We start from the raw sequence: 12,471 nt of genomic DNA on the forward strand, positions 1-12,471 counted from the left end.
GATGGACGGGGTATCAACATATCTGGCGTTGATTTTTGGCACACTGTTGAGTTCTCAAGGAACGGACGCTTCCTTTGTACTCACCCTTTCGGGCTTTCCTCCGGGCGCTTCCCTTCGGTCTTGCGTTTCCGACTCTATCAGATCTTTCCGATCCGATTTCCTCGGTGTGCTTTCCGGCCTTTCGGCCTTCCGGCGGTTCCGACTCTATCAAACTCTTTCGTGTCTGATTCCCGGCCGGCGGGTTTTGCCTTTCAGTTCTCCGCTTTCGCGTTTCACTTTCCGGCGGTTCCGACTTTATCAGAAGTTCTGAGTCGGAATTCCCCGCCCCCTGCGGGCAGCCCACAGCACACATGAGTGTGCTGGGTTCCCGTTCAGGCGGAGACGTAAACGTACTGGAGCGGAGCGCCCCGATGCAAATCGGGGGCTCCGCTCCGGAGTTGGCGGCGTCGGAGGCCTCAGACCTCGACGACGACCGGGAGGATCATCGGACGCCGGCGGTAGGTGTCGGAGACCCACTTGCCCACCGTGCGACGCACGAGCTGCTGCAACTGGTGCGGCTCGGCGACGCCGTCGGAGGCCGCCTTGGCGATCGCGTCCTCGATCTTCGGCATGACGGCCGCGAAGGTCGAGTCCTCGATGCCCGAGCCCCGGGCGTGGATGTTCGGTCCGCCCAAGACCTTGCCGGTTGTGCTGTCGACGACGAGGAAGACCGAGATGATGCCTTCTTCACCGAGGATGCGACGGTCCTTGAGCGCGGGCTCCGTGACGTCGCCGACGGAGAGACCGTCGACGTACACATAGCCGGCCTGGACCTTGCCGACGATCGTGGCCTTGCCGTCGACCAGGTCGACGACCACGCCGTCCTCGGCGATCACGATGCGGTCCTTGGGGACACCTGTCAGGGCGCCGAGCTCCGCGTTGGCACGCAGGTGGCGCCATTCGCCGTGGACCGGCATCAGGTTCTTCGGCTTGCAGATGTTGTAGAAGTACAGCAACTCACCGGCCGACGCGTGACCCGAGACATGGACCTTGGCATTGCCCTTGTGGACGACGTTCGCGCCCCAGCGGGTCAGGCCGTTGATCACGCGGTACACCGCGTTCTCGTTACCCGGGATGAGGGACGAGGCCAGGATGACCGTGTCGCCCTGGACGATGCGGATCTGGTGATCGCGGTTGGCCATCCGGGAGAGAGCGGCCATCGGCTCCCCCTGGGAGCCGGTGCAGACGAGCACCACCTCGTGGTCCGGGAGATCGTCGAGGGTCTTCACGTCGACGACCAGGCCGGCCGGGACCCGCAGATAACCGAGGTCCCGGGCGATGCCCATGTTCCGGACCATCGAGCGGCCCACGAAAGCCACGCGCCTGCCGTACTCGTGGGCGGCGTCCAGGATCTGCTGGATGCGGTGGACGTGGCTGGCGAAGCTGGCCACGATGATGCGCTTCTGCGCGTTGGCGAAGACCGTGCGCAGGACGTTCGAGATGTCGCGCTCGGGCGGGACGAATCCCGGGACCTCAGCGTTGGTCGAGTCGGAGAGGAGGAGGTCGATGCCCTCCTCGCTCAGCCGCGCGAAGGCGTGCAGGTCGGTGAGGCGCCGGTCCAGCGGAAGCTGGTCCATCTTGAAGTCGCCGGTGTGGACGACCATGCCCGCAGGGGTGCGGATGGCGACCGCCAGGGCGTCCGGGATGGAGTGGTTGACCGCGATGAACTCGCAGTCGAAGGGGCCGATGCGCTCACGGTGCCCCTCGGTCACCTCGAGGGTGTAGGGGCGGATCCGGTGCTCCTGGAGCTTGGCCTCGATCAGCGCGAGGGTCAGCTTGGAGCCGATCAGCGGGATGTCCGGCTTCAGCCGGAGCAGGAACGGGACGCCGCCGATGTGGTCCTCGTGGCCGTGCGTGAGCACGATGCCGTCGATGTCGTCGAGGCGGTCCCTGATGGTGGTGAAGTCCGGCAGGATCAGGTCGATGCCGGGCTGCTCCTCCTCGGGGAAGAGGACACCGCAGTCGACGATGAGCAGCCGGCCGCCGTATTCGAAGACGGTCATGTTGCGGCCGATCTCACCGAGACCGCCGAGCGGCGTGACGCGCAGACCGCCCTTCGGCAGCTTGGGCGGCGCGCCGAGTTCAGGATGCGGATGACTCAAAAGACTCTCCTCACCATGTACGCCACCTGCCGCGGGGGCACGTGGCGTACATGACATTCGTGCACTTGCTGTTGTCTGTGTCCGGCCGGGTCCGTCGGCCGACCGCTGTGGGTCGGCCCGTCTCGGTCTCGTCGGCCGGTTTCGTCTATTCAGTTGTGAAGTCTGTTCAGAGCTCTACCCCGCCGGCTGCCAGGTCGACCTTGAGCTGCGCGGTTTCTTCCGGCGAGAGCTCGACGAGGGGAAGCCGGAGCGGACCGGCGGGCAGGCCCTGGAGGGTCAGTGCCGCCTTGGTCGTGATGACGCCCTGGGTGCGGAACATGCCGGTGAACACCGGCAGCAGCTTCTGGTGGATCTCTGTGGCCTTCTGGACGTCACCGCCGCGGTGGGCGTCGAGCAGCGCACGCAGCTCGGGCGTGACGACGTGGCCCACGACGGAGACGAAGCCGCAGGCGCCGACGGAGAGCAGCGGCAGGTTGAGCATGTCGTCGCCCGAGTACCAGGCGAGGCCGCTGCGGGCGATGGCCCAGCTGGCGCGGCCGAGGTCGCCCTTGGCGTCCTTGTTGGCGACGATCCGCGGGTGCTCGGCAAGGCGGACGATCGTCTCCGTGTCGATCGGCACGCCACTGCGGCCGGGGATGTCGTAAAGGATCACGGGCAGCTCGGTCGAGTCCGCGATGGCCCGGAAGTGGCGGAGCAGGCCCTCCTGAGGGGGCTTGTTGTAGTACGGCGTGACGGCGAGCAGGCCGTGCGCGCCGGCCCGTTCGGCGGCGCGGGCGAGCTGGATGCTGTGGCGGGTGTCGTTCGTGCCGATACCGGCGACGACATGGGCCCGGTCTCCGACCGCTTCCAGTACTGCCCGTACGAGCTGGTCTTTCTCCGCGTCGCTGGTGGTGGGCGACTCGCCGGTGGTGCCGTTGACGACCAGGCCGTCGTTGCCTGCGTCCACCAGATGGGCCGCCAGCTGCTGGGCGCCCGCGAGATCAAGTGCGCCGTCCGCCGTGAAGGGCGAAACCATGGCGGTGAGGACCCGCCCGAAGGGGGTCTGCGGAGTGGAGATCGGAGCCATGGGTAACACGCTACTCGCTGCTCATCGCCGGATGCCCCCTTGGGGGACGTGACGTACGACGTGGCATGCGGAGCCCGGCACTGCCTGCTCGGGGGTTCAAGCAGTGCCGGGTCCGTTTGATCAGCCTAGATGAACTTCTCGAAACGCCGCAATACGGACACCTCGTCCGGGCCCGCCGTACATGTGTGCCCTACTACGGTGCGATGCGTCCGTTGGCGTTGAATGCGGCGTATGTGAGCGGCATGAGCTTCGCCCAGTGCTGCTCCATCTTCTCGCCGACCATCTCGATCTCACGCTGCGGGAAGGACGGGACCTTCGCCAGCTCGTGCTGGGTGCGCAGGCCGAGGAAGTGCATCAGCGAGCGGGCATTGCACGTCGCGTACATCGAGGAGTACATACCGACGGGCAGAACGGCGCGGGCCACCTCGCGGGCGACGCCGGCGTCGAGCATCTCCACGTACGCCTCGTACGCATGGGTGTAGGAGTCGGTCATCACCCGGCCGGTCAGCTCCTGCTGCGCCTGGGTGCCCTCGACGAAGACGTACTTCCCCGGACGGCCTTCCTGGACGAGCTTGCGCTCGGCGTCCGGGATGTAGAAGACCGGCTCGAGGCGGCGGTAGCGGCCGGACTCCTCGTTGTACGACCAGCCGGCGCGGTGCCGCATGAACTCACGGAAGACGAAGATCGGGGCGCTGATGAAGAACGTCATCGAGTTGTGCTCGAAGGGGCTTCCGTGGCGGTCCCGCATCAAGTAGTTGATCAGGCCCTTTGAGCGCTCCGGGTCCTTCGAGAGCTCCTCGAGGGACTGCTCGCCCGCGGTGGAGACACGGGCGGCCCACAGCACGTCGGAGTCTCCGGCGGTGTGCTTCACCAACTCGACGGTCACGTCGCTCCGGAAGCTGGGCTTGGCCATCTCTGCGGGGGTCTCACTCACCGGCGGGGTCCTTCCATCTGCATCGCTCGGGCGGCGCCCACTCTACGGCGCGGCACCGACAGCGCCGACCATGCCGTCCGTTCGAGGTGTCCTTTGGTCAATTCGGGGAATTCGGGCACCGAATGACGTCTGCGCTCGTCTGTACGAGTAGCGGTGTTCAACCACGCAGCCGTTCCATCACGAGTTACAGGAGAGTCCCTGATGTCCCTCCCCCAGCCATCGCTGGGCGGTGCCCCCCGGCGAGAGGCCGTCCCCTTCGCGTTCGTCGCCGAGGCCGATGCCTTTCGCAGTAACGTCACTCCCCCTCCCCCCGTCCGTCCCAGCCGTTCAGAGCTCGCGGGACGGGTTCTTGTCGGGCTGACCGTCGTGGCCGGCCTGGTGGGGTCGCTGCTCTTCGGGCTGCCGGCGCTGGACGCCGGGGGCACGCCCTCGCAGCCCAAGAAGTCCGAAGCGTCCCAGAACCGCTGAGGCAGTCGCCGCCGGGGGCAGGGGAACGCCCAAGACCCCCTGGGGTGGTCGGCGCCCGGCGGCCTCGGTAGCCTCACCGGGCACAGCCCAACCGAGTGTGCTGGTGAGTGAGGATCAGTCGTGCCCCTGCCTTTCCTGACGGCCGACCGTGCTTTTGACACGCAAGAGGACGACGTCGCGCTGCCTTTCGACGATCACGACCAGTGGCGGCGTCCGTACCGGCCCGGCCCATGGCGGGTCGGGGCCGCCGCCCTGCTGTTGCTGCTCGCCTCGTTCGTGCTGATCGCGGGCGTGATCATCGCCTTCGCGGGTGCCCTGCCGGGTTCCGGGGTGTGCTTCGTGCTCGGCCTCGCGGTGATCGCGGCCGCGCTGCGGCTGTTGCGCATGGGAGTCTGGGTCAGCCGGCACGGCCTGCGGCGCGTGGGGTTCTTCGCGACGACCACCGTCCCGTGGCGCCGTACCTCGGAACTGCGCACCGTGCAGCAGCCGGTGCGCTGGCTGGGCCTGCCCCGGACGGTGCAGGGTCAGGCGCTCGTGGCCGCCCGCCCGGGCGGGGAGCCGCTCACGCTGCTCACCGACCACAACGCCGACTTCCTCTCACGGCCGGAAGCCTTCGACCGCGCCGCGGACACCGTGGAGGCGTGGGGCGCGGAGTACCGGGCCGGCTGACTCTCCGCTTCCCCGCCGCCCCGGTCGGCGCCGACTTCAGTTCGGGACGGGCCTGCCGTCGTGCAGCGCGATCGCGCGCTGCATCGCGCGGCGGGCCCGCGGTGTGTCACGGGCGTCGTGATAGGCGACGGCCAGCCGGAACCAGCAGCGCCAGTCGCCGGGTGAGTCCTCGGTCTCCGCGCGCCGCTTGGCGAACACGGCGTCCGCGGAGTCACGGTCGATGCGCCCGCCGGGCGTACGGACCAGCTCGTCGACGGGCAGCCCGCCCTCGGCCTCCAGCTCGGCGGCCAGCTGGTTGGCGCGGTTGACGAAACGGGTGTTCATCCACAGGAACCAGACACCGATCACCGGCAGGATCAGCACCGCGACACCGAACGTGACGGTCAGCGCGGTGCCCTGCTTCAGCAGCATCACGCCCCGGCTGCCGACGAGGACGAAGTAGACGACCAGGACGGCGGCCGTGACGAAGTACGTGATCTTTGCGCGCATGGTCCGCTTCAGCCGAGGTCGAGGAAGTTCTCCAGGCCGAACGTGAGGCCGGGAGCGGACACCACACGGCGGACGCCGAGCAGGATGCCGGGCATGAAGCTGCTGTGGTGCAGCGAGTCATGACGGATGGTCAGGGTCTCGCCCTCCCCGCCGAGCAGCACCTCCTGGTGGGCCAGGAGCCCGCGCAGCCGGACGGCGTGCACCGGGACGCCGTCGACGTCCGCGCCCCGCGCACCCTCGAGGGCGGTGACGGTGGCGTCGGGCTGCGGCGCGCAGCCCGCCTCGGCGCGGGCCGCGGCGATGAGCTGGGCCGTGCGGGTGGCGGTGCCGGACGGGGCGTCGGCCTTGTTCGGGTGGTGCAGCTCGACGACCTCGACCGACTCGTAGTAACGAGCGGCCTGCTGGGCGAACTTCATGGTGAGGACCGCGCCGATGGAGAAGTTGGGCGCGATGAGCACGCCGGTCTCCGGGGAGGCGGCGAGCGACGTGTTCAGCTGCGCCAGGCGGTCGTCGGTCCAGCCCGTGGTGCCGACGACCGCGTGCATGCCGTGGCGTACGCAGAAGTCCAGGTTGCCCATCACGGAGGCCGGAGTGGTCAGCTCGACGACGACCTGGGTGCCGGAGTCCACAAGGGTCTCCAGCTTGTCGCCGCGGCCGAGCGCCGCCACCAGTTCCATGTCCTCCGCGGCCTCGACGGCGCGTACGGCTTCGGAGCCGATACGGCCCTTGGCACCCAGGACGGCCACGCGCAGCTTGCTCATCGCTAACTTCCTTCGTTCCTAGGAGACCGCTTCGTGGAGGCGGTCCGCCTGCTTGTCCTTGAGCGGGCCGATGACCGACAGCGACGGGCGCTGTCCCAGCACCTCGCCGGCCACCGCGCGCACGTCGTCGGGGGTGACGGCCGATATGCGGGCGAGCATCTCGTCGACCGACATCTGGGAGCCCCAGCACAGCTCGCTCTTGCCGATGCGGTTCATCAGCGCGCCGGTGTCCTCCAGGCCGAGGACCGTGGAGCCGGAGAGCTGACCGATGGCGCGCTCGATCTCCTCGTCGGGCAGGCCGTCGGAGGCGACCCGGTCGAGCTCGTCCCGGCAGATCTTGAGCACGTCGTGGACCTGGCTGGGCCGGCAGCCGGCGTACACGCCGAACAGGCCGGTGTCGGCGAAGCCGGACGTGTACGAGTACACGCTGTAGGCGAGGCCGCGCTTCTCACGGACCTCCTGGAAGAGGCGGGAGGACATGCCGCCGCCGAGCGCGGTGTTCAGGACGCCGAGCGCCCAGCGCCGCTCGTCGGTCCGGGCGAGGCCCGGCACGCCGAGCACGACGTGTGCCTGTTCCGTCCTGCGGTTCTGGAGTTCGACCTTGCCCGCTGTGCGCAGCGCGCGGCTGCCGTCGCGGGGCGGCGTGGGGACGGCGTCCGTACGGGACAGTGCGCCGGCCTTGTCGAAGGCGCGGCGGACCTGGCGCACGACCGTCGCGTGGTCGATGTTGCCCGCGGCCGCGACGACGAGGTGGGTCGGGTCGTAGTGCTTCTTGTAGAAGCGCCGCACGCGGTCCGCGGTCAGGGCGTTCACGGTGTCGACGGTGCCGAGTACCGGGCGGCCCAGGGGCGTGTCGCCGAACATGGTGTGTGCGAACAGGTCGTGCACACAGTCGCCGGGGTCGTCCTCGGTCATCGCGATCTCCTCGAGGATGACACCGCGCTCCGCGTCGACGTCCTCCTGAAGGATCAGCGAGCCGGTGAGCATGTCGCAGACGACGTCGATGGCGAGCGGCAGATCGGTGTCGAGCACCCGCGCGTAGTAGCAGGTGTACTCCTTGGCCGTGAAGGCGTTCATCTCGCCGCCGACCGCGTCGATCGCGGCGGAGATGTCGAGGGCGGACCGCTTGTGGGTGCCCTTGAACAGGAGGTGCTCGAGGTAGTGCGTCGCGCCGCCGAGGGAGGGCGTCTCGTCGCGTGAGCCGACGTTCGCCCAGATGCCGAAGGTGGCGGACCGTACGGAGGGCAGCGTCTCGGTGACGACGCGCAGACCGCCGGGGAGGGTGGTGCGCCGGACGGTGCCGATTCCGTCCTTGCCCTTGAGGAGGGTTTGGGTACGGGCGACGGCCCGCGCCTCCGAGGAGGTGCGGGCCGTCGCCTGTGAACTACGGGACGTCACTTGGCAGCGTCGTCCTTCGTCTCGTCGCCCTCTTCGCCCTCGACCACGGGGATGAGGGAGAGCTTGCCGCGCGAGTCGATCTCGGCGATCTCGACCTGGACCTTGGAGCCCACGGCGAGCACGTCCTCGACGTTCTCCACGCGCTTGCCGCCGGCGAGCTTGCGGATCTGCGAGATGTGCAGCAGGCCGTCCTTGCCCGGGAGCAGGGACACGAACGCACCGAAGGTCGTCGTCTTCACGACGGTGCCCAGGTAACGCTCGCCGACCTCCGGCATGGTCGGGTTGGCGATGCCGTTGATCGTGGCGCGGGCGGCCTCGGCGGCCGGACCGTCGGCGGCACCGATGTAGATGGTGCCGTCGTCCTCGATCGTGATGTCGGCGCCGGTGTCCTCCTGGATCTGGTTGATCATCTTGCCCTTGGGGCCGATGACCTCACCGATCTTGTCCACCGGGATCTTGACGGTGATGATGCGCGGCGCGTTCGGGGACATCTCGTCCGGAACGTCGATCGCCTCGTTCATCACGTCGAGGATGTGCAGACGCGCGTCACGGGCCTGCTTCAGCGCGGCGGCCAGGACCGAGGCGGGGATGCCGTCGAGCTTGGTGTCGAGCTGAAGCGCGGTGACGAAGGTCTTGGTGCCGGCGACCTTGAAGTCCATGTCACCGAAGGCGTCCTCCGCACCGAGGATGTCGGTGAGGGCGACGTAGTGCGTCTCGCCGTCGATCTGCTCGGAGATCAGGCCCATGGCGATACCGGCGACGGGGGCCTTGAGCGGCACACCGGCGTTCAGCAGCGACATGGTGGAGGCGCAGACCGAGCCCATGGACGTCGAGCCGTTGGAGCCCAGCGCCTCGGAGACCTGGCGGATCGCGTAGGGGAACTCCTCGCGCGTCGGCAGCACCGGCACGATGGCGCGCTCGGCGAGCGCTCCGTGGCCGATCTCGCGGCGCTTGGGCGAGCCCACGCGGCCGGTCTCACCGACGGAGTACGGCGGGAAGTTGTAGTTGTGCATGTAGCGCTTGCGGGTCACCGGGGAGAGGGTGTCCAGCTGCTGCTCCATGCGGAGCATGTTCAGGGTGGTGACGCCCAGGATCTGGGTCTCGCCACGCTCGAACAGCGCGGAACCGTGCACCCGCGGGATGGCCTCGACCTCGGCCGCGAGCGTACGGATGTCCGTGATGCCACGGCCGTCGATGCGGACCTTGTCCTTGATGATCCGCTCGCGGACCAGCTTCTTGGTCAGCGCGCGGTAGGCGCCCGAGATCTCCTTCTCGCGGCCCTCGAAGGCCGGGAGGAGCTTCTCGGCGGCGAGCTCCTTGATGCGGTCGAGCTCGGTCTCGCGCTCCTGCTTGCCGGCGATGGTCAGCGCCTGGGCGAGCTCGCTCTTGACGGCGGCGGTCAGCGCCTCCAGGACGTCGTCCTGGTAGTCGAGGAAGACCGGGAACTCGCCGGTGGGCTTGGCAGCCTTGGCGGCGAGGTCCGACTGCGCCTTGCAGAGGACCTTGATGAAGGGCTTCGCGGCCTCGAGACCTGCGGCGACGACCTCCTCGGTCGGCGCCTCGGCGCCGCCCTTGACGAGCTCGATCGTCTTCTCGGTGGCCTCGGCCTCGACCATCATGATCGCGACGTCGCCGTCCTCGAGGACGCGGCCGGCGACCACCATGTCGAAGACGGCGTCCTCGAGCTCGGTGTGCGTCGGGAACGCGACCCACTGGCCCTTGATCAGAGCGACACGGGTGCCGCCGATCGGGCCGGAGAACGGCAGGCCGGCCAGCTGCGTGGAGCAGGAGGCGGCGTTGATGGCGACCACGTCGTACAGGTGGTCGGGGTTGAGAGCCATGATCGTCTCGACGATCTGGATCTCGTTGCGCAGGCCCTTCTTGAAGGAGGGGCGCAGCGGGCGGTCGATCAGGCGGCAGGTGAGGATCGCGTCCTCGGAGGGCCGGCCCTCACGGCGGAAGAAGGAGCCGGGGATCTTGCCGGCTGCGTACATCCGCTCCTCGACGTCCACCGTGAGGGGGAAGAAGTCGAGCTGGTCCTTGGGCTTCTTCGAAGCGGTGGTGGCCGACAGCACCATGGTGTCGTCGTCCAGGTACGCCACGGCGGAACCGGCGGCCTGCTTGGCCAGGCGGCCCGTCTCGAAGCGGATGGTGCGGGTACCGAAGGCGCCGTTGTCGATGACGGCCTCGGCGTAGTGGGTCTCGTTCTCCACCAGCGGTTTCTCCTACATTCGTCTTTTCGTCCCCGTGCCCGTGTGGCTCGGGGACCGTGGCGGAGAAGCGCGCCTTGTGTGCGGGCCGGTCTTCGATCGAAGCACCCGGGGTGTTCTGTCCGGGGGCCACTACCGAGGACCGGCGGCGAGGAGGCGGCTTCTCGCGCGTTCGGTGTGTCGTTGTGCGACCAGACTAATTGTCGTCCGGTACATCGCGCACGTACAGCAAAGGGAGCGGCCCCCTAAGAGTGGGAACCGCTCCCTTCACGGCGTCTTACTTGGCACCGCCGGCAGCACCGCGGCGGATACCGAGCCGGTCCACCAGCGTACGGAAACGCTGGATGTCCTTCTTGGCCAGGTACTGCAGCAGGCGGCGGCGCTGGCCGACCAGGATCAGCAGACCACGACGGGAGTGGTGGTCGTGCTTGTGCGTCTTGAGGTGCTCGGTCAGGTCCGAGATGCGGCGGGAGAGCATCGCAACCTGGACCTCGGGGGAGCCGGTGTCGCCCTCCTTGGTGCCGAACTCGGTGATGATCTGCTTCTTCGTAGCGGCGTCGAGAGACACTCGGTACTCCTCATGGTTTCGATGCGCCCGCGAGTGCCCCTGGTCTCTGTCTCAGGGGAGCTTCCGTGACTCGGAGGCGGAGGTCCGACAGGCGCTGCACTCCGGAATCCGCAGGACTCCGGGGATCGCGTACACAATCGGCCGTTACACAGCGTACCAGCCTGCCGGAGCCCGCCCGGCCGGGCGCCGCCACGCCCGGCCGGCCACGGCTAGCTGGTGAGCGAGCGGGCCGCGTCGTAGACGTCCAGGACGGCGAGGCAGAGCGGGACCAGGGAGAGCAGCACGGCACCCTCGGTGATGTCCAGGAGCCGGCCCCAGAAGGGGGAGAGGCCCTTCTTGGGGATGACCAGTCCGATCGCCGTGATCAGCGCGGCACCGGCGGCCACGGCGGCCGTGAGCCAGATCGTACGGATGTCCAGGCCGCCCCGGTCGCCGTACATCAGGAAGTCCTTCATCAGGTCGACCGGCGGGTTCAGGGAGAGGCCGAGGACCAGCAGGGCGATGGCCGCGATGCCCGCCACCAGGGTGCAGGCGACCTGCGAGGTGTAGCGGAAGAGGCGGGCGCGCAGCAGCATCGCCAGACCGGCGGCCAGGGCCAGGAACTGTCCCCAGACGTTGCTGGAGAAGCCGAGCACGGCGGCGCAGCCGACGACGACCGCGGCGCAGCCGCCGACCAGGCCGAGCAGCATCTCGTGGCCGCGGCGCGCCTGGGCGGCGATCCGCTCGGCGTCGACCGGCTCGGCCTCCGGCGGCTCGTTCGGGTCCGTGTAGCCGTCCCCCTCGAACTCGTCGGCGGCGCTGCGGGGCGCGGCGTAGCCGATGGGGAGGCGGGCGAAGCGGGCGGAGAGGCCGGGCAGGAAGGCCACCAGGCCGATGGCTACCGGCACCACGACGGCTGCCGTCCCGGTCGCGGACCACTCCGTCATGATCGCCAGGAAGGTGGCGGCGGTGCCGGTGACGGCCAGGAACGTGGCCGCGACGAACGGGGCGTCGCCGCTGGGCGTGAGGGCGACGAGGGCCACGGAGGCGATCAGCACGGTCACACAGCCGAGGAGGAACTGCAGTCGGCCGGGGCCGTGGCCCGCGTCGGGGCCGATGATTCCGGAGCCGGCGATGAGCAGGAGGGGCAGCGCCCCGAGTCCGAGGGCCACGGCCGTGCCGCGGTCCGCGTAGACGCGTGCCCGCACACCGGCGAATGCGGTGAGCAGCACGCCCGCGGCGCCCGCGATGATGCCCGGCAGGCTGTGCATGTCGTGGCGGACGGGATCGGCGAACCACAGCACGAAGCCCATCAGGACGAGCAGCAGCACGCCGCCGACGAGGCCGGCTCCGCGCAGCAGGTCGTCGCTCCACAGGTGACGGTCGCGGACCACGGCGGACGCCACGGCGTCGGAGACGTCGTCGAAGACGGCCGGGGGCAGGGACTCCGCGAACGGACGCAGGCTCAACACGTCGCCGTCCACCACCCGTTGGGCGGCCAGGGACCGTGCGCCGTCGAGGACCGTGCCGTCCCTGCGGACCAGGTGGTAGCCGGTGGGTGCGCCCGCCGCCTGCGTCTGTCCGGTCAGGCGCAGGATCTCCGGATAGACGTCGGCAACGGCGATGTCCTCGGGGAGGGCGACATCGATACGACTGTCCGGCGCCACAACGGTGACGCGGCAGAAGCCGGTCGCTGCGGTCGTACTCACGTGTGTGGACCCCCTGATTCGCGGTTGCGCACGATGCGCGCGCCACCCTACCGGGACACGTGGGACCGGTCTGCAAGTA

11 protein-coding genes are annotated in these 12,471 nt (G+C 69.0%); 2 read left to right on the forward strand and 9 right to left on the reverse strand.

The window, feature by feature from the left end; translation table 11 throughout:
* Nucleotides 1-455 precede the first annotated feature (455 nt).
* The 3 genes from ACTMTU_RS28540 to thyX form a co-directional block, all read right to left on the reverse strand.
* Complete coding sequence (locus tag ACTMTU_RS28540) at nt 456-2,141, reverse strand: ribonuclease J (RefSeq protein ID WP_441266335.1); 1,686 nt, start codon at nt 2,139-2,141, stop codon at nt 456-458.
* Between the two features lie 166 nt (nt 2,142-2,307).
* A complete protein-coding gene (gene dapA, locus ACTMTU_RS28545) occupies nt 2,308-3,207 on the reverse strand; it encodes a 4-hydroxy-tetrahydrodipicolinate synthase (protein WP_441266336.1) in 900 nt (299 codons plus the stop codon).
* Nucleotides 3,208-3,400: 193 nt separating this feature from the next.
* Nucleotides 3,401-4,141: an FAD-dependent thymidylate synthase gene (thyX, locus tag ACTMTU_RS28550; RefSeq protein WP_441266337.1), complete on the reverse strand. Its 741-nt coding sequence runs from the start codon at nt 4,139-4,141 to the stop codon at nt 3,401-3,403.
* A 201-nt stretch (nt 4,142-4,342) separates the two neighbouring features.
* Here thyX and ACTMTU_RS28555 point away from each other — a divergent pair, with 201 nt between their 5' ends.
* Both ACTMTU_RS28555 and ACTMTU_RS28560 read left to right on the forward strand, forming a co-directional pair.
* Nucleotides 4,343-4,609 (forward strand): hypothetical protein, encoded by a 267-nt coding sequence (locus ACTMTU_RS28555; RefSeq protein ID WP_441266338.1) that lies wholly within the window; start codon nt 4,343-4,345, stop codon nt 4,607-4,609.
* A 120-nt stretch (nt 4,610-4,729) separates the two neighbouring features.
* Complete coding sequence (locus tag ACTMTU_RS28560; RefSeq protein WP_441266339.1) at nt 4,730-5,278, forward strand: hypothetical protein; 549 nt, start codon at nt 4,730-4,732, stop codon at nt 5,276-5,278.
* Between the two features lie 36 nt (nt 5,279-5,314).
* Here the strand turns inward: ACTMTU_RS28560 and ACTMTU_RS28565 are convergent, their stop codons facing one another.
* The 6 genes from ACTMTU_RS28565 to eccD all read right to left on the reverse strand — a co-directional run bounded on the left by ACTMTU_RS28565 (nt 5,315) and on the right by eccD (nt 12,392).
* Nucleotides 5,315-5,767 (reverse strand): tetratricopeptide repeat protein, encoded by a 453-nt coding sequence (locus ACTMTU_RS28565; protein ID WP_005311182.1) that lies wholly within the window; start codon nt 5,765-5,767, stop codon nt 5,315-5,317.
* A gap of 8 nt (nt 5,768-5,775) precedes the next feature.
* Nucleotides 5,776-6,528 carry a 4-hydroxy-tetrahydrodipicolinate reductase gene (gene dapB, locus ACTMTU_RS28570; protein WP_441266340.1) on the reverse strand — a complete coding sequence of 251 codons (753 nt, stop codon included), beginning with the start codon at nt 6,526-6,528 and terminating at the stop codon, nt 5,776-5,778.
* An 18-nt stretch (nt 6,529-6,546) separates the two neighbouring features.
* A complete protein-coding gene (locus ACTMTU_RS28575) occupies nt 6,547-7,926 on the reverse strand; it encodes a M16 family metallopeptidase (RefSeq protein WP_441266341.1) in 1,380 nt (459 codons plus the stop codon).
* Nucleotides 7,923-10,139 carry a polyribonucleotide nucleotidyltransferase gene (locus ACTMTU_RS28580; RefSeq protein WP_307708593.1) on the reverse strand — a complete coding sequence of 739 codons (2,217 nt, stop codon included), beginning with the start codon at nt 10,137-10,139 and terminating at the stop codon, nt 7,923-7,925. Before ACTMTU_RS28580 ends, ACTMTU_RS28575 begins: the two co-directional genes overlap by 4 nt.
* A gap of 274 nt (nt 10,140-10,413) precedes the next feature.
* Nucleotides 10,414-10,704, reverse strand: a complete 291-nt coding sequence (gene rpsO, locus ACTMTU_RS28585) for a 30S ribosomal protein S15 (RefSeq protein WP_356629631.1) — start codon at nt 10,702-10,704, stop codon at nt 10,414-10,416.
* Nucleotides 10,705-10,913: 209 nt separating this feature from the next.
* Entirely contained in the window at nt 10,914-12,392 is a 1,479-nt protein-coding gene (eccD, locus tag ACTMTU_RS28590) for a type VII secretion integral membrane protein EccD (RefSeq protein ID WP_441266342.1), read from the reverse strand.
* Nucleotides 12,393-12,471: the final 79 nt, after the last annotated feature.

This window comes from Streptomyces sp. OZ13, from assembly GCF_052068155.1.
Lineage (GTDB): Bacteria > Actinomycetota > Actinomycetes > Streptomycetales > Streptomycetaceae > Streptomyces.

What these genes read in the sequence shown, in the direction of transcription:
- ACTMTU_RS28555 (WP_441266338.1), top strand. Translation starts at nt 4,343, where the DNA reads ATGTCCCTCCCCCAGCCATCGCTGGGCGGTGCCCCCCGGCGAGAGGCC.
- dapA (WP_441266336.1), bottom strand. Translation starts at nt 3,207, where the DNA reads ATGGCTCCGATCTCCACTCCGCAGACCCCCTTCGGGCGGGTCCTCACC.
- ACTMTU_RS28565 (WP_005311182.1), bottom strand. Translation starts at nt 5,767, where the DNA reads ATGCGCGCAAAGATCACGTACTTCGTCACGGCCGCCGTCCTGGTCGTC.
- dapB (WP_441266340.1), bottom strand. Translation starts at nt 6,528, where the DNA reads ATGAGCAAGCTGCGCGTGGCCGTCCTGGGTGCCAAGGGCCGTATCGGC.